Genomic DNA, 22,077 nt, shown 5'->3' on the forward strand with positions numbered 1-22,077 from the left:
AATGACTTAAAGTTGGACAAGCGAGCGCTAATAAAAACCGACGAGCTCTAAAGAGCATTTGGATTCTATCCGCTACAAATTATGCAGCTCAAACTTTGTTACTAAATCCTGGACTCTCATCTAAAGCTTTAACCGCAGAGAACCCCTGATTTCTCATAAAACCAGTACTACTGAGCTGATTGGTTTCTTTAGAACAAACCTCTCCTGGATGGTGCCCATGACTATATCTATTAGGTAGGGATTCTGGAGCGTTCATTTTTTGATCTATTTTTTTGTCACCCTTTGATTTTTTAGGTTTTTGGGGGCTCTCAAGTAAACCCTCAATGTTGTTAAGAACCTTATCCGAGCCATGAATCAGATCTTGTTGTTCTTTATAAACATTGTACTCCAACTTATGAATAGAGGCTCGTTGCTCTCCAAAAATCATATAGCCTTGTTTTCTGGTTTCATAATGATAAAGAGCAAGAGCCCCGGCCAGTATTAATCCCACACCTAAGGCAATACCAATACCAACGGGACCTGTAGAAACAATAAGAGCAGCCAAGCTGGTACCGAGAATTTCAGCGCCAACAGCCAAGCCCAGCCCCATAATACCCAAGGTACCGGAATACGTACATAAAAAGCTGCCCACCGAACTTAAGGCAACAAGTATTTTATCATTTCTCGTTACATAATCAGCCGCATTTTTTTCATGGCCTTGCACTAGTCTGGGTTTTTGAATGATCTTGGTTAATTCTATCTTCATCAAGGCCAGTTCTCGTTTTTCCTCAGAAGTTAACAACTGTTGCGATGCAAGTTGCGCGACTCTTTTTCTAATCCCCTGCAGAAAAGCCAGTTCCGCTTGTAGCTCTTCCAATTCGCGAATGGCATTTTTTTCAGATTGATTTTTTTTATAATTAGCATACATGATCATGCTAAAACCCAAAATGGAGATAATGGCAAATGCAATATTCAAACCCAATGCAACTGCCGCACTGGCTCCAGCCAATAGCCCGGTATAAGCAAACGATTCGGATAACTCTGCTATAGATGCAGAAGGACAAAACGTTTCCAGCAATGCAGCCCAAAAACTTTTACTTTGCAAACTTCCTATGTGTTTTTGCCGCAGGCTCAAAGCCTCATCAATATGTTTTCTTGCATATCCAGGTGCAGGTTCAAGCAGTAAAAGTTTTTTATAAATCAGGTCATCTTTTAAATTGGCCGCAATAATAAGCGGTATTTGGCCTTTATTATTTGGTACAGTAAGAAGGGTTAGGGCCATGCTCTGAGAGTTTTTAAGTGTGTCTAACTTTATGCTACGATCTTTATCAGTCCATTTTGCTTTATTTTTTCTGTCTTTTGCTTCTGGTGAAATTCCCAGCATTTCATTGACTATATTAAAATAGCCCTCTTGCACTGCAAGGTGTAATGCACTGTTACCTTCCTTATTTTGCAGAGTAATATCTGCACCGAGAGCAAGTAAGTGCTTTACAAAATATAAAGAACCTTTCTTCACCGCTAGATGAAGTAGCGTATTACCTTGCTCGTCAGCTTCGTTGAGGTTTTCCTTGCTACATAATCGAATTTTTTGCTTAAAAACTTCCTTGTTGTTGTTCAAAAGAGCTTTTCTCACTGACTCAATCATGTTGATTTTCCAGATTAAAAAAATGAATGAGTCATTATAGCAAGAAAAAGTTAAGTAAAGATTAGAGCCATCTGTGATGACCTTAAATAAGTGCCCAATAAGGAATAATTTACCCATTAGGTATACATGGATAGGCTTGAGAGATAAAATTTCCTGCTTTTGTGATATAAATGCGCTTACAAGAAAAATACCAAAAATTCTGAAATGCCCTTGCGAGGTATCACGCAGATTAGACAAAGGAATAAATATGAATTTAGTTGAAGTAGATTCATTAACGGTACAGGTGATCGTAGACAATATAACGGATAGCCTTTCAAGTGTACCCGCTAATGTAACTCATGAAATGGATTATCTTGAAGAGCACGGGATGGAAGAGTTGGCCGGTGAGTGTCTTTGTTGTGGGGCTCATGGGTTATCACTTTTACTCACTGCCACATTAGGGGGCATGTCGCACTCAGTTCTGTTTGATGCAGGCCCAGAAGGTGAAGTTTTTCGAAGAAATATTAATAGACTATATATTGATCCAACCGTTATTGAAGAAATAGTTTTATCTCATGGACATTGGGATCATGCGGGCGGTTTTTTAACGGCTTTAGAATTAATAAAATCTAAAAACGCGCAACAAAAAGTAATTTTTCACCTAAATTCAGAGATGTTTTACCAAAGAGCTTTAAAATTTGATGGAGCAATTCATCCTTTTAAGAAAATACCTTCTGTTGAAGAGCTAAAAAATCAAGGAGCTGAGCTTGTCATTTCAAATGAGGCACGATTATTATTAGATAACATGTTTTATCTGAGTGGAGAAATTCCACGAATTACTTCTTATGAAAAAGGCTTCCCAGAACATGTGAAACAGTTATCCAATCAAGAGTGGGTTCCTGATCCTTTAATTATGGATGAACGATTTCTGCTAGTGAATGTTCGTAATAAAGGTTTAATTGTTTTTTCTGCCTGTTCTCATGCTGGGATTATTAATGTCCTAAAGCAAACCCAAAACCTATTTCCTAAAATACCATTATATGCCGTAATGGGGGGCTTTCACTTATCAGGCCATTCTGTAGAAAAGATTATTCCTAACACAGTAGAAGATATGAAACAATTTGATCTTAAAATGATAATTCCTGCGCATTGTACTGGGTGGCGAGCAGTGAGTGCTTTAGGCAATGCCTTTGGTGATCAGGTTGTTGTACCCTCTGCTGTTGGACGCTTGTACCAGTTTTCATCGGTTTAAAGGATAAAAAAGTAAGGGCAAGGAAACTTCATGATTATTCAAACACTTGCACTAATCGTAGCAGCAATATTCAGCGGTGCTGCTACTTACATCAATCTAGTAGAACAACCTGCACGACTCGATCTTGAAAATCGCGCCCTACTTATGGAATGGAAACCGGCTTACAAAAAAGGGTTTATAATGCAGTCCTCCCTTGCATTAATTGCCGGGATACTAGGGACAATAGCCTTTTTAAATACGCATAACTATTATTGGCTTATCGGTGCAATTCTTATATTAAGCAATTGGCCTTATACATTGATCGTCATACTTCCAACAAATAATATTTTACTCGCTACAGATGTAAACTTGGCGGATGAATCAACGCGTAATTTAATTATTAAATGGGGAAAACTGCATGCAGTTCGAAGCCTTTTAGGTCTAATGGCTACGTTCATTTTTTTATTAGCCCTCACTTAATAGACACGCAAAAATTGCTCAATGGTCAAGACACCCTAGGACGTGTTGCCCATTCATCCCAACGCCTACGTGCCGCGACTTGTTCGGGGCATCCGGGAAATTGTCAACACTCCCTAAAATACTCTAAAGAAATTTTTTCTAAAATTTCCTCAATAGGTAAGCCCATAACATTGTAATAGGACCCTTTTATTTCCTTAATAAAAGTATCACGTACTGTCTGAATACCATAGCCTCCCGCTTTATCAAAAGGGTCTCCTGAATCAATATAATTTTGAATTTGTTGCTCTGTTAATTTGTGAAACGTAATGTGCGTTGTCACATAGTCAATGCACCATTTTTGTTCTGGTAAAAAAATAAGAGCATAACCAGTATATACTTCATGGGAATTACCACTAAGCATACGTAACATTCTATAGGCGTCTTCGGGATCTCGAGGTTTTTCTAAAATATGATTCTTATAAGCTACTGTGGTGTCTGCTGCCAAAATGAGATTTGCACTATCTACTGCTGTTTGTAACAAAATAGTTCGAGCTTTTTCTTCGGCTAACCGAGTCACATAAGCTTTAGCGCCTTCATCTTTTTGCAAAATTTCTTCAATAGCGGCAGGCATGACGACCGCATTCAATCCATGCTCTTGCAATATGTGTAACCGTCTGGGAGATGCGCTCGCTAGAATGACTTTTAATGGATGGTTCAATTTCATAAATTTAATCGCTATAAATTCAACAGCTTTTTAAAAACTCGCACGATAGAAAATCATCGGAAATGACTTTAATTTGCGCCATAATACCAATTATTTAAGTATTTGTTTTATATATCCCCAAAACCAGTAAAAGCCAGCCAATTATAAAGCATGTGCCGCCTATTGGAGTGACCATTCCAAGCGCTTTTACTTGCATAAAACTCATTAAATACAAGCTTCCGGAAAAAAACAAAATTCCTATAACAAACAACCATCCGGAAATTCGGATGAATCGGCTATTAAGATTCCAAAGAATAACTCCAATGAATAATAAAGCCAAACTATGAATAAATTGATAAAAAACACCGGTTTGAAAAATATGCATTTGATATTCACTAAATTGTGCCTTTAGACCATGAGCAGCAAAAGCACCTAAAATTGTGGCAAACATTGCTGACAAAGCCCCAATTGCAATAAAACGCTTGAACATTCTTTCAGAAGCAGAAGAAATCATTTTACTATCCTAGAACCCTCAAAATGAATTAAAAATGACTATTTTGAATATTATTTTGGACATCTTATGCCTCCTTTCCTAGAATTACAATGATATGGATCGTTTTAAGCCGCCTCGATAAGGACAATAATTATGTGTCGATTCGTAGCTTATATAGGAAAAGAGGATCTTTTATTTGCTGATCTATTAGTAAAGCCTAACAATTCGCTTATAAAACAAAGCCTCTTGGCACGTGAATCACGTACTCTGACTAATGGGGATGGATTTGGCTTGGGGTGGTATACGCATTTTGATAAGAAGCCCGCTTTATTTACCTCTCTTTTTCCCGCATGGAATGATCTTAATTTTTCCTATTTGGCAAATAAAACCATGGCGCCACTTTTTTTTGCTCATATCCGTGCGGCAAGTACGGGCGGAATTTCCCATTTTAATTGCCATCCATTTATATATAAAAACTGGCTATTTATGCATAATGGATTTATTCCTTACTTCAAAAAAATTAAACGCCAAATCCATGATTTACTGGATGATGACGTTTATAATTGGGTTAAAGGAAGCACCGACTCAGAATTAATTTTCGCCTTATTTTTACAATTTGCAAAAAATTCAAAAATAACAAACTCTTATGATATTTATATAATTTTACAAAAAACATTAAATATAATTAATGAATTAGTTAAAAAGCATCATAAAAAAGCGGTGTGCTATTTTAATATTTGCGTTACAGATGGGAAACGGATTGTCGCTTTTCGTTATTGTACTTCTTCTCGAACTAAACCTGAAACCATGTATTTCTCTTTAGGAGAGCGTGTTATACAAAGCTCAGCTAAAGAAAGCCATTACAAGCATGTAATTATTGCTTCAGAAAAATTATCAATTAATGGAGCTAAATCCACCGATGAATTTAAATGGCAAATTATTCCAGCGAACCATTGCTTCATGATTGAGTCGAATTTAAGTGTTTCATTACAAAAACTTTAGTCTAACTAAGGACGAAGCAATGCATATAAAAAAAATGGAAAATTATATAGTTGATTGTGAATTATTTGAAAAAAAGTTAATTGCTGAAACACTACTTTTAGAAGAATGGTTCGCGAAAGACTATTTTAAATATGAAGCCATGAAGGCAGGCGCTGAAATTGAATTTCTTGTTTTAAATAAAGAGTATCAGTTAACACCCGATAATCTTTTTTTTACTAAAAAACTAAACAATCAAGAATTGGTAAGAGAGGCAGGAACCACTCAATTAGAAATTAATACCCCAGTTCTTTTTTTGAAAGATAATTTTTTATCTTCTTTACATCAAAGTATTTTAACTACATGGAATAAATGTTGTGAAACAGCTTTTAATTCCCAACATCATTTAGTACTCATGGGTTCAATACCCTACGCAGATTCAGCTTTTTTTAGTCATTTATATATTACACCTGAAAATATTTTTGTTTTAATGGATGAGTTTGTAGCTAAATATCGGAACGGTGAATCTTTGTCCGTACATATCAAGGGAAAAAAGGAAAATCTTAGTTTATATCCTGAGTCTTTAGCTATAGAGGGTTTAATATGTTCGTTACAACTGCATTTAGAAGTCCCTAAACATCAATTAACTCATTATTTTAATATTATTCAAATATTGTCCGCTCCCTTATTAGCTCTTAGTAGTAACTCACCTTACTTTTGTGGAAAACGTTTATGGAGCGAAACCAGAATTAGTATTTTTGAACAACTTTATACATTTCCATTTCCATTGCAAAAAACCGTTTTTTTTGAACCCAATTATTTACAAGAAACCCTTTTTCCCATTTTTAAAAATAATTTCAAAAACTTTCCTTATCTGTTGCCTCTTGTTGCGTATAAGGAACCTATTCATCATATGTTTCATGTGAGATGTCAAAATAGTTGCCTCTTCCGCTGGAACAGACCCATTTTAGATTTTAACCCACAGCATGAACCCTATCTAAGAATAGAGCACCGAGTATTATCTTCTGGCCCAACTATAGTAGATATGGTAGCCAATGCCGCCTTTTTTTATGGTATAACTTATTATTATGTGAATAACCCGCCCTCTCTTACCTCTTTAATTCCTCAAGAGTCCATCTTAAAAAATTTTTATGAATCAGCTCGTTATGGACTAGAGGCGAGATTAAACTGGAGTCATGGAAAAATTAAGGCCAGTACTCTTTTAAAAAACTTATTACCCCTAGCTTTTAAAGGACTTGAAGAGATGGGAATTGCCCCCCTGGAGGCGCGTTTTTATTTAGATATAATTAAAACCAGGCTTGATAGAAATCAAAATGGAAGTATATGGCAAGAAAAATTTCTGAGGAAACACCATAATGATTTTAATAGCCTCCTTGAGCAGTATGTTAAAAATCAGTATTCAGAAACCCCGGTTGCTGAATGGAGCTTAACCTAATACGGCTAAAGAGAACTGGGGCAATGTGTGCATACGGGCAACAATCAGAACATTGGTTGCTTATTTACTTTCATAATCAATAACTACAACGGATTCAAAACCATTTTCTAACATAGGAACCAATACCTCGGTAGCAATTCGTTTATGTTCTGCATGCTCTAAATAAAGATCTCGTCCATTTGAATCATCGAATTTCATGACAAATACATGAGTAAATCCTTTATTTAATTGCTCAGGACTACAGTTTTTTCCAAATGAAAAGTCTTTAATTGAGGGAATTATTCCCTGTAAGCTTCCTAACTGATTTAAAGCAGAAATAATATCCGACTCTGCTAAATTTGCTTTAAATTTTAATACAACCACATGATTAATCATTAGATTCTCCCTTTATCAATCATCTACACCTAGATTTTGTAAATAGTACCTGAATAACAGCCCAATTACAGCCTTTATTCTCTCATGTTGCTTTAGCAAAAGACTTGGCGCGAAACACTATTTTCCGCACACAACTACATATAACTACAAAACGTAGCAATTATAAGCGAAACACTATAAAATACGTTTTTTTAGGAGAACTATATGGGTATTGTAAAAATTTCCAATGAACTACATGAAGCGACCAAGCTTATGGCTAGAGCGATGAGTCGCTCGATAAACTCCCAAGCTGAATACTGGATTAGGATCGGAAAACTGGCAGAAGAAAATCCTTCGATTACTTATTCTGAAATTCTAAAAATTTTAATAAATCAAGCATCATTAGGTGAAATCAACGATGTTAGTGAAGACGCATGAAGAAATAAAAAAAATGCGCGTTGCAGGAAATCTGGCCGCATCCGTACTGCAAATGATAGAACCTTATGTTATGGCGGGTGTAAGTACCAGTACCCTTGAACAAATATGCCGCAAATATATTGTTGAAGATTTGCAAGCCATACCTTCAACATTAAATCATCATGGATTTCCAGCAAGCATTTGCACCTCTATTAACCATGTGGTTTGTCACGGAATTCCCTCGAATAAAATAATTAAGAATGGTGACATCCTTAATATTGACGTTACAGTGCAAAAAGACGGTTATATCGGTGACACCAGTAAAATGTTTCTCATTGGCGATGTAAAACCTTTTGCTAAAAAATTAGTAGACGTGACACAACAGTGTCTTTATAAAGCGATTGCCCTAGTGCGTCCAGGTATTCGACTCGGAGATATTGGAAATATAATCCAGGAACATGCTGAAAAAAATCGATTTTCTGTAGTTCGTGAGTTTGGAGGACATGGCATTGGTAGAACAATGTGGGAAGAACCTAGCGTCATGCATTTTGGTAAACCCAATACAGGCTTGCAATTACAAGCAGGAATGACGTTTACTATTGAACCTATGCTCAATTTGGGTAGTAGAGCGATCAAAATATTAGGAGACGGATGGACGGTAGTCACCAAAGATCATAAATTATCCGCCCAATGGGAACATACAATCTTAGTCACTGAGAATGGTTATGAAATTCTTACCTTAAGAGCAGATGAGCATTTCTCTCAATAAAATTACCTCTCATTTCTGCAAAAATTTCCGATCTGCCTTATTAATACTTCTTAGCAAGGCAGTTTCACCCGATTAGTTTCAAGCATTTTAAAATTTTTGATAAGATACTTCATCTTTACTCGCATTGATAAACTCTTAATGACTAAGACGACCTTAATAAAAAAACAATCATTTTTTGGGATGAAATTTGAAGATGTTTTCACCGAAGAAAATATATTTACAGATGATTTGAAGAAAAGTGCATTAACAACAAATCCTACTCCAATTCCTGAAATTGATTTGGTTTATGTGCTCGCAGCAAGAACAACCGCTTTAAGCCAGATAGCGGATATTGAGTTAATTCATCAAAATAAAAGAAAAGCCGATGAATTTGATCTTGTCGATGACATTAATCGGCTGAAGCTTGGTATTGAGGTTGCAATTCAGGTATGTGCTCTTCGGGCCGGCAAACAGCCGGAAGAATTAACTGAAAGCGATTATGTCATACCTATTTTTTATAACGGGCGAACAATTCATAACGAAGATTTAAAAAAAGCTCTGAGAGATCCCGCCCTACAGAAACAACTCGGTAAAGAACCACTTCCTTATTATCCCGCACGATTATTTATAATCTCAGCTATTTTTAACCCTAGGAAAACTAATATTGGTCAAAATACTGTGGCCCAAGCCCAATCGTTCCGTTATTACCTCGAACATCATCCACATCAACATATAGCAGTTGTTTCCAGTGCATTCCATTTGCCTCGGGTCGCAAGAACTTTTGGACAGGACTCCCCTCAAATGGATGAAACATTTCTGGATCCGGAAATGAGCCCTAGCCCTTCAAATTCTCTTTGTGATATTAAGTTGTACTTATATGGTGTACACAAAAATGAAGTTCGAAATGGGATTAAAATAGATCTGCGGGGGGAAAATGATGCCATGCAAAATTACTCTTCTGGTAGACAACCTTCCATTTCCAGATATCTTAGCAAAAATGTATTTTTTACAGATCAGGAGCTTTTTTCATATAAAAGCCTGGCTAAAGCCCTATTCTGGAGCAAACAAGCCAATAATAGTGATAACAAAATTAAAGAAGAAACCGAAGCGCACACAATAAGCATATAACTTTATAGCTAGAATATGTGCTCATGTTATAGAGACGAACTTCTGACAACGGTTCTTATCTGATTCCACAAAATCGAGCTACTCTTTTTTTGACCGACCCATTAATATGCTAAAATTAATAATACCTCCTTTTAATAAAGACCATTAGACTTACGTTTTAAATACAACATGGAGTGTTTCGCTTCTTAATTTGAATTTTTTGATCTCTAGAAAATTGAATTATGGAGAATAAAATGGAAAAAAAGCCGGTTTTTCGATTACAGAATGAATGTTTTTTATTGCTACTTGAAAGCTCTCTAAAATCCATTCCTTTCAATATTTTTTTATCTGCACTAATAGCAGGTTATTTATTATATCGACATGCCCCAATAATGCCTGTAGCCCTGTGGTTTCTGGCTATGGTATGTTTAAGTTCTTTTCGTTGGATTAATAGTAAGAAAAATATTATCCATCACGATTATATTGCAAAAAAAAGAGTGACTAAAAATCGGTTTTTATTGTTAACTTTTTTAACGGGTGCTTTGTGGGGTTCAAGCTATATTTTGTTTTATCCTTATTTCGACGATATGCATCAAATTGTTATTACCTTGGTTTTGGGGGGGATGGCATCAGGTGCTCTAGCCTCTCTTTCGGTATATCTCCCTGCCTATTATGCATATTTATTACCCATGTTTTTCCCTTTAATTGTTTATAATTATTGGTTAGGTGATATTGATCGCATTATTTTAGCGACTATGTTTACTCTCTTTGTCATTATGTTAATGATTACGGCCCAATTTCCTTCGAAATTATTGCAAGAAACCATACAACTAAATAAAGAGAAAGATGAAGCAATGCGAGAAGTCCAGCGTGTGTCAATTACAGACGCATTAACAGGACTTTATAACCGTCGTTACTTTGACGAACGCCTTAATGAAGAATTTAAAAGCGCGAAAAAAAACCGCCACTCTATTAATTTAGTATTAATCGATGTCGATGACTTTAAATTGGTTAATGACAATTATGGTCATCCTTCAGGTGACTTATTTTTGAAACAGTTAGCCAAAGCTATTAAAAATTCAGCAAAAACAGGTAATGACAGTGCTTTTCGTATTGGAGGAGACGAATTTGCAGCGATTTTAACGGATACATCGCTCGATGATGCCATTTTACTTTGTAACAATTTACAAAAGAAATTTAAAAAACAAGCCCAAATGAACGAGACAACAATTAGTATAGGGATAGTGAGTGTATCTCCTTTTTTTGCTCATAATGTGGATGAAGTTATCTCAGCAGCTGATAAAACCTTATATGAAGCCAAAAAGGCAGGCAAAAACCAAGTTCGTTCGCAACAATTTTGATTGATTAATCGTTAAAAATTCCCAAGCATAATTAGTCTGGTCAGTACTATTAAGGTCAACTTGTGAAAGAAATTTTAATAACTATAGAGGACTATGGAGTTTACAGTTTCACTTCCATTTAAAAAATTTAGATTTTTTAATGGACGCTCCATTAGCGATTTAAGCTTTCCCGTACATTTTACCTGCACCAAAGTCAATGGCGATACAAGGCTCATTACCTACTACCCATGCATCATGTCCAGGGGGGATAAGGGCAGCATCCCCAGGGCCCATCTCCTTTTGTGTCCCATCATCCATTGCCACAGTGATTCGTCCAGAGATAATGTAATTGATATGTGCTGCTTCACAGCTTTTAGTTCCAGCAGTAGGCTTAACACATTCAGACCATTTCCATCCTGGTTGAAAGGTAGCCCGCATTACTGTAACTCCTTCAAAATTCACAACTTCAATTTTTGTTTTAGGTAGCTCACGAAGTTCATCAGGGGAGCCTAAATTCTTTAACTCCATATGACTCATAACTAACTTCCTGTTTGTTACAATAGTTTAATTTTAGCACACTTATTAAGCACTAAATCTGTATACCCTGGCTTCCAAGCAGCCAGATAACACTCTTATCAAGGCAGTCTAGCTTGGTTGCTAGCAATTGGGAAAATAAATCGAAATTTAGATTCGCCCATATTGAATTAAAAACATGAACTGATCTATTATCATTTTACAACATGAATTATCTCTTTAATTTTTAAGGGAAAACCATGATTGTTAAAAGAATATTCTGAAATTAATATTCTCAAAATCTTGTGCCAGGGAGGCACATGAAAATTGGTTCAGCTGTTTATTTATAGGATTTAAATACATGAAACCAAAACCCTTAATCCAGCTTACAGAGCAAGAATTCTTAGCAAAAGGACGTCGTTGCTTGGTTTACCAACACCCTCATGATCTCAATTTACTTATAAAGGTCACCAACCCTGAGCTTTATCAACGAAATGGTTATAAGACTAAGCTAAGCCAGCTCATTCCTCTTATTTATCAATTTCGTTTTTCCAAATCTTATGTTAGAGAACTCTTGGAAAATATTTATTTTCGGTTTAATTTTAAACAAAACGTTCTTTTTCCTCCTTTCCTGCAAACAGTCATTGGATTTACTGATACCAATTTGGGTTTTGGTCTGATTGTTAAAGCAGAAAAAAACCATGACGGTACATGTGCTAAAAATTTAAGAACTATTTTGCGCGAAGGATTATTTACCGAGGCAATGGAAAAGAAGTTGGATGCATTTTGTGAATCATTAACTTCATGTGATATTTCTGTTCATGATTTGCAGCCGAGAAATCTCGTTTACGCTTATGATCCTCTCAAAGGAGAAGAACATTTTGTCTTAATTGATGGAATTGGAGAGAAAACCTTGCTCCCTATTCAAAGACTTTCCGCTTACTTAAGAAAGCGCTCTCGTTTAAGCCAAATAAAGGCGCTTAAAGAGAGGGTTTCCTCTCTTCATAATCAGACAAAAGTGGAGCAGGATTCAAAACAAAGCGTGTATGCTGCGTAGCCGGATTGCTTCCGGAAATTTAGCAATTTTTATTATTACCTGAAAGTAGATAACTCGCCCCTTTTACATGTGAATAGGCTACCCTCTAAGCTTTTTACCATCGTTTCATTTTTGAAAAAGGGGATGGCGAAGGATTAAAAATTTCGAGCACCTCATCCTCAGTTTCGGTTTTTTTAATCGAAATAGCGTCATTTTTAATGGCTTCATCTTGAATGAGGTTTTTGCGTTTATTAGAGGGTGCTGGCTTCATTGAAAATGGGGTTGGGGCAGAACTTTTAGCCTCCTTGTGCTCATCCTTTGTGGGTTTAGGTGTAGGCACTAAATTATTACTTAGCTGCTGAATAAATGCATCATATAGAGCTAATGTGGGTAAGCTAATGCTAAGGGAAAGTATATTGCCTTCTTCATCTTCACTCATGTTGATGCAATCATCAGATAAAAAATGTTGTTCTTGGAATGCCTTGAACTCATTTAAAATAGCCTTCATGAATTTTTTTAACTCTTCTCTTTGCTCCTCAGATAATGATTTAGGATCACATTGCAATTGAATAGACAGGGTCAACGATTCACGGTCGTTATTAATAACCAATAACCCTTCTGCAATTAACTCGGCAATTATTTCCGGGTCAAAAAGTTCTTCATCTGACTTAGACGTAGAGTCAAGCTCTTCCGTTGAGGTGACTCCCTCTATTAATTCTTCAGGCTCAACAACTAAGTGGAATGCCTTGATTAGCGATTTATCATCACCTTGGATGGCTTTTGCTTCTAATGTATTACTTGAACCACTTCCGTCACCGCCGCCTCCTCCGCCACCTCCATGTCCGAAACATCGAGGAGTTGGTGCAATTTCTTTAAAGCAAATCTTACAGCGTACTTTTGCTGATTCAGCAGCAGCCTCTTTTTTTTCTTCTTCTTTTCTAAATTGTAGTAACGTTAATGCGGTGGAAGAAGTTTTTGATTCCCCTGATCCGGGATTAGGTTGATGCTCGTCTTTTTCCATGAAGAATACCACTGCAAGTTGACAAATAATGTTACAATTATATATAAAAAGTTAACTTCCTACGTTCATCTCACGGGGTTTTTTACGATATCTTTACGAGAAGAAATGCAAAAAAAAAGAATAATTAATGTCTATCATGCCCCTCCAAAAAATGGAGTTGCTTAACCAGGTTGTTAACCTTGAGCATGTCATAGAGTAGATATTATTAAAATCTCTCATGTAAATTCATCATTGGGTAAATGTATTAATCAATGCCGTATAATCCAATAAATGAGAATTAGAACAAAAAAAATAAGCGAAATTATAGGGAGTAAGATAGTAAAAACACGTATTAAAGTAGCCTGCGTGCTATTTTTGGCTTGATTGCAGAACCCCAAAATGCCCTGAGCAATCAAATATAAAAACCAATACCATAAATAGCAGATATATAAACCCAGACGCTTTGTATTGAGAATCATATAAAGGTCATTGCTAAAAAGAAATAAAAACTAGCATAGCTATGATAATAGCTAGGTCCTCAAACCATCCAAAATGTTTCCCAAACAGTATCTGCGTGAAGGTAAGCCGCCCCGCCATCCTTGCTTGATGTATTCCAACATAGCTAAATCTCCCTATGTGGATATAAAATAAAAGCAATAAGTTCTCTTACATATGTTAGAAGTGTATAGCAAAATCTAAAAAATTGAAGAGATAAACTTTTTGCAAAGACAGGTATTGCAGCTTGAGGTTTCTTTTCAAGTATTATTCTACTGTGTAAAACATACATCTTATCAATAATAGTAAGCAGTTCATTGATGCAGTTCTCGAGGTTAAATTGCAGGTTAACACTTACCAATAAAACCATTGGTTTAAGCATTGTAGAAATCAATTTTTACTAGGCTGACATAAACGCTAGGTTTAATTAGTACTATCAACCAACCTAAAAATGATATATAATTACCCAAAGTGCTTCATTAGGAATCACGGTAATGTCAGTTAGTATTTTAAAAATCCTTCAACTACTCCAAGTTGAAAATTCTCAAAACACTGAAAATATCTCGCCGGAATCGGCTAGAACATATAGCTTTTCAGATAATTTTGATCAGAATAGCAGCGATACATATCATACATTTTTAAAAAATTTAGAAGATAGTTCTATAGAAATTAATGAGCAAGAGAAAAAAGCGATTAAAAAGGCAGGAATAGCCTTGATCAAATGCTCTGCTGCATTAGCATTAATTTGTTCGAGTACTTTTTCTCCATTAAGTCCAGCTGTTTTAGGTTTATTTCTCGTTGCACTGAGCAAAAAAAATGCATCCTCTGCCCCTGAGTTTTTGCAAAAATCCAGGGGGGAAAAACTTCCCGCTGTTATTCATCAAAATTCTCAAGGTCAGAACTCACCTCCTTTACAACAAAAAATTGAAGCTCTTGATACCAAAAAGCCAATTTTAGAGAAAACTAATCAAAAAAGTGTAAATAGCATGTTTAAGGAATCTGATTTAATTAAGGAAATACATAAGATGATAAACTCACTGGATGACACACATCTCACTGAGTCCGACAAGGTAATAATTAACGGGATTTTTAAAAGTTGTTCCTCGCTCCTTGCTGTTTCTTTAAGTATATTAACTATTAATTCTACTCCCATGCTAAGTATTCCCTTAATTCATTCCCTTGTCGATAGAGAATTAGACAACTTAAAAACTCATCCTGCACCTAATTTCTCCCAATTAGATTTAATAAACTTGGAAATGATGTCCTCAGGATATTATGGTTAGTATGGGAATACAGCCACATTATGGCGTTAAACTGGTTATATCGAATTTGAAAAAGTATAGTAAACCTGGTTTTCCTGCTGCCGCTATATTTGTTATTTTTATGAACTGACCATCAAATAGAATATATCTCTTTTATGATATATTTTAATTATTGATTACATAAGAATTGGTAATCTCTGTAGGTATGCATTTTTTAAGAAAAAGGTTTTCCTTCAAGGATATCTAATAAATTTTTTAACTCTTTCTCTTCATATTCAAGTTCTGGTTTAGTAGCGTTCCTTTTGTAAAAAAAAGTCGCAGGATAAACTTCTCCTTCTAATGTTTGATTACCTGTTTTTTCAGTAAATACTTTAGGCTGAAAAACGATTTCCGGGATTTTAGAGTTCCAGTGAATATTGTCGTAGTTGTTTATAATCATTTCAGGAACACCTTCTGCACAAAAACTATTTTGATCGTTTATATAAATGTGTAAACATATTTCTACATCATAAACCATATGATTGACCCCACTGTGGTTATACTCAACGTGTTCGCCCTGAACAACTTGGTGCAGCAATTTTAATTCTTCTAGCGTGCCCCATATAAATTCAGTCTTCAAATGTTCTATATATAAATTCAGATATTCATTTTGATTCATTTGTAAAAAATAATTTGTTGTTTCTTGAAGGAGTTTTTCTAAAGTGCTACATCTTAGCTGCTCAAGGTTACTCGGACTAAGTTTTATATTTTGTTGTTGTAATAGCAGGTATTTATCACGCCATTGCAACTCATGATCTTGTACTATTTGGGGCAAGATTTGCCTTACAAAATCTTGCATTGCATCCTTTAGAGCTGGAGTGTTAAAAATCTCTAACTCTCCTATTTCATCGAAATTGTTGATAATTAGTTTTGCAAACTCAGGATGGCTCTTTTCAGTTTCTTTTTTAATACAAAACTCCATAAAACATTTGAAATTCGAACAGAATATACTTGACTCAGGATTCTTGAGAAATTCGGCTTTAGTATATTCAGCAGCTAAATCTCTAGTTGCTCTTCCGAGAATGGGTTCAATGATTTCTACAATTTCCTGGTGAGTAAATTCTTGATGAAGATCTTTATTAAGTAAGGTTTTTAATTGATCTTTTTGTTCTTCAGTTAGATTCAATTTATCAAAGATATGAGTCGTGATATCCAAATTGTTTTTGTAACGCAAGAAATACATTAATGAAATGCTGTATGCATAATACATACAATTACCTTTCCCACTATTCTCTACAGTTAGCATATTTACCAAATAAACTTTAAATTAATGTGTAAATTATAGACTATATGAGACACATCCGTACAATATTTGTTATCGCATTTACCGTATCACTGTGTAATAGAGGCATCACAAAAAATTTTAATCATAAACCTCATTAGATTAAACATTGAACATGTCGCAAATAAGACATAAGGACTAATATCAATTTAATCCTATATGGTTAATATGTAACCTAATAGTTTTAATTTTAAATATCAGGAGAAAATAATGTTTACCAAAATACCCATTTCTTTAAGTAGAGTTTCTGTTCGCACTTATACAAATAAGATCCCAACGGCTGGTTCAACAACAATGACCAACCTTAAGTGGTTGGAACTTCAAGCTGAAGCTGCGCGTCTTTAGGGTATAGAGCAGAGTAAATGGCAACAAGATTATAATACTTATAGTAAGGTTAAACAGGAGATCGATTTACAAGCCCAGTGGATTAAGTCCTTCAGTTCAATTACGTTCCAGTGAGTTATTGATACTGCTTCCTATAAAAGCCAGTCTTCCAGTCTATTCGCTTTCTATCGCTTCTGAAGCCAGTGATGATGATTCTAATGAAGCCAATGGTTTTCGTAATTCCAAGGAAGCCAGGCTTGAGGCTCTTTAACAATTTGGTCTTTGTAAACCTGAAGTGCAATTAGGTATTCAAAGGGGTTAATACCGGATAAATCACAGGTATAAATAATACTCGTGAGTATGCCGCCTACCATAGCACTGTATTCAGATTTATAAAACAACAAGTATTATCGCCTCTGATGGGGATTTTCAACCCTCGTTCCATGTCGTTATTGTGGATGGAGGCACCGGGAGTTATAAAAAACGGGGGAGTTTTTCCCAATGCTTTAACATGTAGTTCATGGCCTTACCTAAGGATCATTAGGTTCGACTTGTTTAGATGACAGTGGCTATACCTCTGCAAAATATATAGAAGCATTTTAACATGAAATTGATGTTGAATGTCGTATTGACGACATGAGATAAAATTTAGCGTTAATTTAAATCCATTAAAATTCTATTATTCAACTTAATAGAGGAATAAAATCATGCTAGAGAAGAAAGAAACTTATACATCTCTTAAAGATAAGTATATGGATGCTTCTAAAAAATATTTAGAGTACCTGGCAGAAAGAATTTATAAAGATTTCTCAGAGAAATCAGATGGAGAATCAAAGTTTAGTACTGATCGTCCAGTCAAGAGTAGTAAGGGGGTAAAATATGATTTTCTGATCTTACTTGCTAAGCCGGAAAACAACAGTGTCACAACCACACAAAATATTCTTGATTCTTGTTTTTTGTCTTCCAGTCCATTTTATAAAAATGAACTCTTAATCAAGAAATTTTGCAGCTTTTTGCGAACCAATAAATCACCCACTCTGCAAAATACAGATGAGTTTCCTAAGGTCATTTTATTTGATGATAAACTTTTTTATCGGTCTAAAGCCGATATTCGAGAAATTAAGTGGAAAAAGCTTCCCAAATCTCAGAACCATCCCAGTTACAGTATAATAAAAAATGCTATTAAGGAACTTAAGGCATGGAAAACTACCCCAGAGATTACAAATGTCCAACATTTGCATCTTCTATGTGCTACGGATAGTACAATGCTAAGTTATAATCAAGTACGTTTTTATACTAATCGAGATAATATCGTAATTCCCCAGAATGATATTAGTTGGAATGAAACTGTTAAACCTGATCTAACTCAAAATAAAGAACTCGATCTTACTTTTCCAATAACTTATGATGTTTCTGATAATTGCAAAGTTTTAATAAAAAAATACATTTTATTTAAACATTATTGTATGGATAAGCTTGAAGAGGATAATATTCAGGGATTTAAAGAAAGTGTACATCAACATAGGGATAAACTTCTTACAAACACTGGTATAGCTGGTAGAAACTTGTTTCAAGCGCTATTCTATTGGGTAAAGCATATTTTTTTCTCGAATAATAGTAAAAAATTAATTGATTCTGTACTTAGTGAGGTCATATCTGAAAATGAATCACTTATTCCCAAGCAATAATTTACATCGAGTCATCAATGCATTAATGGGGTGAGTCCTTGAATAGTGAAGTGTGCCAATTTTTATTGGCACGTGGTTGCAATTGAAACTTCAGAGTCGGCCTCTTCAATTTTCTGGTATTCTAAAATCAGATTTTGAAAGTTTGCTGAAAACTGAAGGCGTTCACTGACAACACCTATTGGCATTCCGCTCCATATCTCCTTTAGAATTATTTAATAATCAAGCCTAAAATCTTACTAAATTTTAAAGCTGGCCATACAAGGGGTTAAGGAGCAAGGCGTTAAAAATTACGACTTACAATGTATAAATAAATCAGCGTAGTGTATCTCAAATTTATTCCCCAAACAAAAACCAAAGCAAAACTCAACAGTTGTACTAATTGTATTACCTGGAATTATTTTATGGTCTTTTAAATAACGCAAAAATTTATTTTTGTCACCCGCCTCACAACTCACAAATAGATTTAATTGTGTCTCCTCAGATAGTATTGCTTGAGTAATCTTGGAATACTTGATAGAGAGATACTGCCAGTATAAAAATTTATAAAGCGGGCTATGCATCTGCTCAAAACCCATCCAATAGGATATCGGGTCTTCGGGGCTAAAATTAAATAAAATAGTGATATCTTGCGAACTATTGGGATGAATTTCAGTAACTAATAAATTTCCCATTAAGGTGTTTCTATAGGAAAATGAGCCTATACGGCCAAGTAAAGCTATAGAGAGATTTATTACAAATAACAATAGCAATAAAATAACTCCTGTTTTTATCAGTTTCCATTTTCTCAGTGTAAATGTGTGTTCGCTTCTATTCTTTTTATATTTAAGGATGAAATAAGCAATCAACAAAAAGACCAGTGTGACTTCTATTATATTGCTAAGAATATCGCGTACTAAATCGATAATAATGACAAGTTCCATATACCATCCTGTATTAGTTCTTATAGTTTAATAATAAGACCGTCATGGGCCATCATAAACCGTTGGTTGGCAACTCCGATATAGAATTTGCCTCAAAGGACATTTGCCAACTGCCCCTTTAACCTCAAATAATTCAGGTGATTTAATACCCAATCATCGAATGAAGTTGTTTTCGATTTTAATATATTTTGATACATTCTGGTTTTTGGCAATGGTGCGCGCTGCAACTTTTCCCTTAAACCATGTCTATTCTAAAACTATGATTCCAGCTTTCCATCGAAGCGTTATCATAGCAATCTCCACGCTTACTGATACTGCAAACAAATCCAGAGCGGGCCTTTTGTAATTTTTAATTCTCAAGGAGTGGCCAACTTTTTGCACCCCAGGAATATAATAGCGGCTCTGACAGAGCAAGATCTTTGGCTACCTGATACACACCATCTTTAGCTATTTGTCCAAGTGGCTTGATCTTTAAATTTGGGACTATATTTTCCTAGAACTAGTGGTTGCTCCATTTCTTTATTGTTCAGCTCTGCTTTAGATTTCACTCTGTTAGCAAACGGTACGACAAATCAGGGCAAGATTAGAGTTCTAAAATTATTTGTCGTAAAGTCGACATAAGCCATCAGGATCTCTTAAGTTCAGTTAACTATCATGAATGTGTTTGCATCCATTTGAGTTTTGACAGGGCAACAATTTAATCTGCTAAATAATATGCGTCAAAAAGGAACTTTTACATGTTTAAGCAATCTATGCAGCAAATCTGTTTAGCCCATCAATTTAGACCTCAATGGGGATTTTAGATATCTTAACCATCTTAATTCTTATGCAAATATCACTTGAGCACAATTGAAAATTAGCAAAAGAGAATACTATGAGACCAATAGAAGAGAAAGTAATCGAAAACCTCGAAAAGTCAGATGACTTAGATTATGATGAACAACGTGACAACAAGGCTGTATTGCGAAAGCTAATCCATGAAGAGCCTTTCGGCATCTCAAGTTCTGATTTTAGAAATCATTCTGCTTTGAAAGATTATTTTGAAGAAAAAGCCTCCAATGATGAGCAAAACTATTTTATGTTATGGTCAAGTATAGAAGAATATATTTGCCAGAAAAGTGCCAGCGGTTCGATACAAGAAAACTTGAGCCGGATTGAAGAAGCACTAAAAAAATGTCTTGAAATAATTAACCCACAAGCAAAAACTCGAGGAACTTCATTGTTACCCCGCTATATTGCCAATGCACAGTTTATGAGGAGACTCTACTCATTAGGTGATGAGAATCTGAGCGATTTATTTTTAAAATATTTACCCACTCCAAGAGCAACAGTATTTGAAGGACAAGATATCCCAGAAATAATCTTAAAAAAGGAGCAAGACTCAACGAAAGCCATACTGAACCTATTAGGGTCGAATAACAATGAAATATCTTATGCTGAAAGTGCAATTGTTAAATTACAACGAAGAATTAGAACAGGAATAAGAGAAAAAGAAAATTTAAAACGCTTACCTGAACGATATAAAAATCTATGGCAAATCTCAAACAAATCAATACACTCAGAGGATGGTGAGTTGTTTGCTAAAAAAATATTGATAGATGCGAATAAACCATATCACCCCAGATGCGAAGAAAAGCTTTCCAAACGAATTATGGACGCGTCAAAAAAAATTGAACTCTTTTCTACGGTACGGCATTTAACAGCTGCATCTGCACTGGAATCTATATTTAATAATGGCCTTTATGGACGACGCAACATGCTAGAACTTTATATTCCTTTCAAGCCAGCAGCGTTATTACCCTGTGACATTGAAGAAGGTGACGCGAATGTTATTTGCCTAGGTGCCAATGAAATTGATCCGCTAGCAAAGCATGGTATTGAACTTCAATTTGATATTAGAAAAATGGCAGAAAATAATCCATGTGTTTTTTATAAGCAAAGGGATTTAGGCTTCGATCCAGATAGGCTAAGGACTGTTAAAATTGGTATTCTCGATCTACATTTTTCACATACAACAACCTATAAAGGACAACCATATGAATCTTCCTCACTGGTGTTATGTGACCCCAGTAGCAAAGAAAAATATGCTTTATCTCAGGTAACAAAGGCTCTTCTCATAGCCGATAATTTTAAAGATATGCATCAAATTTTAACACTTAATTTTTTTAGATTTATTGATCGATTAATGTGTTTGGATTTCTCTGAAAACTCCTATTATAAACAGGCAATATACACTGAGTTAGACAAAATGAGTGAAGAGGAGTTAGTAGAAACATTACAACAAATAGGCAAGAATATGTCTGATACAATGGAGTTCAATTTTTATGGTGCTTATATGATTGATTTTTTTGCACTATTGAGTATAAAAAAAGAACATCCGTCCTATACTTTAGATTTGTACTCTTTTGTTTACGAATTAAAAGTGGGTAATCTGGGAAAATTAAAAGAGGCTATGGCCGAGTTACCTGAAGTATTCGGTAGTTACCGGTTTATTGATTACCTACTAACTACCACCAATAATCAGACAGTGGTTGCTGAACTGATGCTACTGAGAAGCAAATGTAGCGTGCCTTATTGGATGGAAAATGTTTCCTCAAAAAATTTTAATTTTTCCTGCAGCTAGTTCGTC

Annotated in this window: 22 protein-coding genes; 12 read left to right on the plus strand and 10 right to left on the minus strand. The window is 35.1% G+C overall.

Features of this window, described 5'->3' with window-relative positions; all coding sequences use genetic code 11:
- Nucleotides 1-88: 88 nt before the first annotated feature.
- Nucleotides 89-1,624 (minus strand): ankyrin repeat domain-containing protein, encoded by a 1,536-nt coding sequence (locus tag ACWTEW_RS38465; RefSeq protein ID WP_454783253.1) that lies wholly within the window; start codon nt 1,622-1,624, stop codon nt 89-91.
- A gap of 247 nt (nt 1,625-1,871) precedes the next feature.
- On the opposite strand from ACWTEW_RS38465, the gene ACWTEW_RS38470 reads away from it, so the two are divergent.
- Together ACWTEW_RS38470 and ACWTEW_RS38475 are read left to right on the plus strand one after the other, a co-directional pair.
- Entirely contained in the window at nt 1,872-2,855 is a 984-nt protein-coding gene (locus ACWTEW_RS38470) for an MBL fold metallo-hydrolase (protein WP_454783254.1), read from the plus strand.
- A 30-nt stretch (nt 2,856-2,885) separates the two neighbouring features.
- The gene (locus ACWTEW_RS38475; RefSeq protein ID WP_454783255.1) at nt 2,886-3,314 is read left to right on the plus strand and encodes an anthrone oxygenase family protein; all 429 of its coding nucleotides are present in this window, start codon (nt 2,886-2,888) and stop codon (nt 3,312-3,314) included.
- Nucleotides 3,315-3,417: 103 nt separating this feature from the next.
- Here ACWTEW_RS38475 and ACWTEW_RS38480 read toward each other — a convergent pair whose 3' ends face one another.
- Both ACWTEW_RS38480 and ACWTEW_RS38485 read right to left on the minus strand, forming a co-directional pair.
- A complete protein-coding gene (locus ACWTEW_RS38480; RefSeq protein WP_454783256.1) occupies nt 3,418-4,017 on the minus strand; it encodes a nucleoside triphosphate pyrophosphatase in 600 nt (199 codons plus the stop codon).
- Nucleotides 4,018-4,111: 94 nt separating this feature from the next.
- A complete protein-coding gene (locus ACWTEW_RS38485) occupies nt 4,112-4,510 on the minus strand; it encodes a DUF423 domain-containing protein (protein WP_454783257.1) in 399 nt (132 codons plus the stop codon).
- A gap of 132 nt (nt 4,511-4,642) precedes the next feature.
- On the opposite strand from ACWTEW_RS38485, the gene ACWTEW_RS38490 reads away from it, so the two are divergent.
- Both ACWTEW_RS38490 and ACWTEW_RS38495 read left to right on the plus strand, forming a co-directional pair.
- Nucleotides 4,643-5,491, plus strand: a complete 849-nt coding sequence (locus ACWTEW_RS38490) for a class II glutamine amidotransferase (RefSeq protein WP_454783258.1) — start codon at nt 4,643-4,645, stop codon at nt 5,489-5,491.
- Nucleotides 5,492-5,510: 19 nt separating this feature from the next.
- On the plus strand, nt 5,511-6,923 hold the full coding sequence (locus tag ACWTEW_RS38495; RefSeq protein WP_454783259.1) for a glutamate-cysteine ligase family protein: 1,413 nt from the start codon (nt 5,511-5,513) through the stop codon (nt 6,921-6,923).
- A 60-nt stretch (nt 6,924-6,983) separates the two neighbouring features.
- Here ACWTEW_RS38495 and ACWTEW_RS38500 read toward each other — a convergent pair whose 3' ends face one another.
- Nucleotides 6,984-7,298: a Dabb family protein gene (locus tag ACWTEW_RS38500; RefSeq protein ID WP_454783260.1), complete on the minus strand. Its 315-nt coding sequence runs from the start codon at nt 7,296-7,298 to the stop codon at nt 6,984-6,986.
- Nucleotides 7,299-7,502: 204 nt separating this feature from the next.
- Here ACWTEW_RS38500 and ACWTEW_RS38505 point away from each other — a divergent pair, with 204 nt between their 5' ends.
- The 4 genes from ACWTEW_RS38505 to ACWTEW_RS38520 all read left to right on the plus strand — a co-directional run bounded on the left by ACWTEW_RS38505 (nt 7,503) and on the right by ACWTEW_RS38520 (nt 10,910).
- Nucleotides 7,503-7,715 (plus strand): ParD-like family protein, encoded by a 213-nt coding sequence (locus ACWTEW_RS38505; protein WP_454783261.1) that lies wholly within the window; start codon nt 7,503-7,505, stop codon nt 7,713-7,715.
- Nucleotides 7,696-8,463 carry a type I methionyl aminopeptidase gene (map, locus tag ACWTEW_RS38510; RefSeq protein ID WP_454783262.1) on the plus strand — a complete coding sequence of 256 codons (768 nt, stop codon included), beginning with the start codon at nt 7,696-7,698 and terminating at the stop codon, nt 8,461-8,463. The genes ACWTEW_RS38505 and map overlap by 20 nt, the downstream gene beginning before the upstream one ends.
- 138 nt (nt 8,464-8,601) lie before the next feature.
- Nucleotides 8,602-9,570 carry a hypothetical protein gene (locus ACWTEW_RS38515; RefSeq protein WP_454783263.1) on the plus strand — a complete coding sequence of 323 codons (969 nt, stop codon included), beginning with the start codon at nt 8,602-8,604 and terminating at the stop codon, nt 9,568-9,570.
- 233 nt (nt 9,571-9,803) lie between these two features.
- Complete coding sequence (locus ACWTEW_RS38520) at nt 9,804-10,910, plus strand: GGDEF domain-containing protein (RefSeq protein ID WP_454783264.1); 1,107 nt, start codon at nt 9,804-9,806, stop codon at nt 10,908-10,910.
- A gap of 159 nt (nt 10,911-11,069) precedes the next feature.
- On the opposite strand, the gene ACWTEW_RS38525 is transcribed toward ACWTEW_RS38520, so the two are convergent.
- On the minus strand, nt 11,070-11,426 hold the full coding sequence (locus ACWTEW_RS38525) for a cupin domain-containing protein (RefSeq protein ID WP_454783265.1): 357 nt from the start codon (nt 11,424-11,426) through the stop codon (nt 11,070-11,072).
- 337 nt (nt 11,427-11,763) lie between these two features.
- Between ACWTEW_RS38525 and ACWTEW_RS38530 the strand changes: the two genes are divergently transcribed.
- Complete coding sequence (locus ACWTEW_RS38530) at nt 11,764-12,459, plus strand: YrbL family protein (protein WP_454783266.1); 696 nt, start codon at nt 11,764-11,766, stop codon at nt 12,457-12,459.
- 94 nt (nt 12,460-12,553) lie between these two features.
- Here the strand turns inward: ACWTEW_RS38530 and ACWTEW_RS38535 are convergent, their stop codons facing one another.
- Complete coding sequence (locus ACWTEW_RS38535; RefSeq protein ID WP_454783267.1) at nt 12,554-13,459, minus strand: hypothetical protein; 906 nt, start codon at nt 13,457-13,459, stop codon at nt 12,554-12,556.
- A 968-nt stretch (nt 13,460-14,427) separates the two neighbouring features.
- On the opposite strand from ACWTEW_RS38535, the gene ACWTEW_RS38540 reads away from it, so the two are divergent.
- A complete protein-coding gene (locus ACWTEW_RS38540) occupies nt 14,428-15,216 on the plus strand; it encodes a hypothetical protein (RefSeq protein ID WP_454783268.1) in 789 nt (262 codons plus the stop codon).
- Between the two features lie 193 nt (nt 15,217-15,409).
- Here the strand turns inward: ACWTEW_RS38540 and ACWTEW_RS38545 are convergent, their stop codons facing one another.
- Together ACWTEW_RS38545 and ACWTEW_RS38550 are read right to left on the minus strand one after the other, a co-directional pair.
- Nucleotides 15,410-16,444 carry a hypothetical protein gene (locus tag ACWTEW_RS38545; protein ID WP_454783269.1) on the minus strand — a complete coding sequence of 345 codons (1,035 nt, stop codon included), beginning with the start codon at nt 16,442-16,444 and terminating at the stop codon, nt 15,410-15,412.
- Between the two features lie 611 nt (nt 16,445-17,055).
- Complete coding sequence (locus ACWTEW_RS38550) at nt 17,056-17,244, minus strand: hypothetical protein (RefSeq protein WP_454783270.1); 189 nt, start codon at nt 17,242-17,244, stop codon at nt 17,056-17,058.
- A gap of 303 nt (nt 17,245-17,547) precedes the next feature.
- On the opposite strand from ACWTEW_RS38550, the gene ACWTEW_RS38555 reads away from it, so the two are divergent.
- The gene (locus tag ACWTEW_RS38555; RefSeq protein WP_454783271.1) at nt 17,548-18,528 is read left to right on the plus strand and encodes a hypothetical protein; all 981 of its coding nucleotides are present in this window, start codon (nt 17,548-17,550) and stop codon (nt 18,526-18,528) included.
- A 62-nt stretch (nt 18,529-18,590) separates the two neighbouring features.
- Here ACWTEW_RS38555 and ACWTEW_RS38560 read toward each other — a convergent pair whose 3' ends face one another.
- Together ACWTEW_RS38560 and ACWTEW_RS38565 are read right to left on the minus strand one after the other, a co-directional pair.
- Nucleotides 18,591-18,713, minus strand: coding sequence for a hypothetical protein (locus ACWTEW_RS38560; RefSeq protein WP_454783272.1), 123 nt, complete (start codon nt 18,711-18,713; stop codon nt 18,591-18,593).
- Nucleotides 18,714-18,815: 102 nt separating this feature from the next.
- The gene (locus ACWTEW_RS38565) at nt 18,816-19,448 is read right to left on the minus strand and encodes a hypothetical protein (protein ID WP_454783273.1); all 633 of its coding nucleotides are present in this window, start codon (nt 19,446-19,448) and stop codon (nt 18,816-18,818) included.
- A gap of 874 nt (nt 19,449-20,322) precedes the next feature.
- Between ACWTEW_RS38565 and ACWTEW_RS38570 the strand changes: the two genes are divergently transcribed.
- A complete protein-coding gene (locus ACWTEW_RS38570; protein ID WP_454783274.1) occupies nt 20,323-22,071 on the plus strand; it encodes a hypothetical protein in 1,749 nt (582 codons plus the stop codon).
- Nucleotides 22,072-22,077: the final 6 nt, after the last annotated feature.

This window comes from Legionella stuttgartensis (assembly GCF_977063405.2).

Excerpts from the sequence above, each read along its gene's own strand:
- ACWTEW_RS38465 (WP_454783253.1), bottom strand. The coding sequence starts at position 1,624 with ATGATTGAGTCAGTGAGAAAAGCTCTTTTGAACAACAACAAGGAAGTT.
- ACWTEW_RS38470 (WP_454783254.1), top strand. The coding sequence starts at position 1,872 with ATGAATTTAGTTGAAGTAGATTCATTAACGGTACAGGTGATCGTAGAC.
- ACWTEW_RS38475 (WP_454783255.1), top strand. The coding sequence starts at position 2,886 with ATGATTATTCAAACACTTGCACTAATCGTAGCAGCAATATTCAGCGGT.
- ACWTEW_RS38480 (WP_454783256.1), bottom strand. The coding sequence starts at position 4,017 with ATGAAATTGAACCATCCATTAAAAGTCATTCTAGCGAGCGCATCTCCC.
- ACWTEW_RS38485 (WP_454783257.1), bottom strand. The coding sequence starts at position 4,510 with ATGATTTCTTCTGCTTCTGAAAGAATGTTCAAGCGTTTTATTGCAATT.
- ACWTEW_RS38490 (WP_454783258.1), top strand. The coding sequence starts at position 4,643 with ATGTGTCGATTCGTAGCTTATATAGGAAAAGAGGATCTTTTATTTGCT.
- ACWTEW_RS38495 (WP_454783259.1), top strand. The coding sequence starts at position 5,511 with ATGCATATAAAAAAAATGGAAAATTATATAGTTGATTGTGAATTATTT.
- ACWTEW_RS38500 (WP_454783260.1), bottom strand. The coding sequence starts at position 7,298 with ATGATTAATCATGTGGTTGTATTAAAATTTAAAGCAAATTTAGCAGAG.
- ACWTEW_RS38505 (WP_454783261.1), top strand. The coding sequence starts at position 7,503 with ATGGGTATTGTAAAAATTTCCAATGAACTACATGAAGCGACCAAGCTT.
- map (WP_454783262.1), top strand. The coding sequence starts at position 7,696 with ATGTTAGTGAAGACGCATGAAGAAATAAAAAAAATGCGCGTTGCAGGA.
- ACWTEW_RS38515 (WP_454783263.1), top strand. The coding sequence starts at position 8,602 with ATGACTAAGACGACCTTAATAAAAAAACAATCATTTTTTGGGATGAAA.
- ACWTEW_RS38520 (WP_454783264.1), top strand. The coding sequence starts at position 9,804 with ATGGAAAAAAAGCCGGTTTTTCGATTACAGAATGAATGTTTTTTATTG.
- ACWTEW_RS38525 (WP_454783265.1), bottom strand. The coding sequence starts at position 11,426 with ATGAGTCATATGGAGTTAAAGAATTTAGGCTCCCCTGATGAACTTCGT.
- ACWTEW_RS38530 (WP_454783266.1), top strand. The coding sequence starts at position 11,764 with ATGAAACCAAAACCCTTAATCCAGCTTACAGAGCAAGAATTCTTAGCA.
- ACWTEW_RS38535 (WP_454783267.1), bottom strand. The coding sequence starts at position 13,459 with ATGGAAAAAGACGAGCATCAACCTAATCCCGGATCAGGGGAATCAAAA.
- ACWTEW_RS38540 (WP_454783268.1), top strand. The coding sequence starts at position 14,428 with ATGTCAGTTAGTATTTTAAAAATCCTTCAACTACTCCAAGTTGAAAAT.
- ACWTEW_RS38545 (WP_454783269.1), bottom strand. The coding sequence starts at position 16,444 with ATGTATTATGCATACAGCATTTCATTAATGTATTTCTTGCGTTACAAA.
- ACWTEW_RS38555 (WP_454783271.1), top strand. The coding sequence starts at position 17,548 with ATGCTAGAGAAGAAAGAAACTTATACATCTCTTAAAGATAAGTATATG.
- ACWTEW_RS38560 (WP_454783272.1), bottom strand. The coding sequence starts at position 18,713 with ATGCCAATAGGTGTTGTCAGTGAACGCCTTCAGTTTTCAGCAAACTTT.
- ACWTEW_RS38565 (WP_454783273.1), bottom strand. The coding sequence starts at position 19,448 with ATGGAACTTGTCATTATTATCGATTTAGTACGCGATATTCTTAGCAAT.
- ACWTEW_RS38570 (WP_454783274.1), top strand. The coding sequence starts at position 20,323 with ATGAGACCAATAGAAGAGAAAGTAATCGAAAACCTCGAAAAGTCAGAT.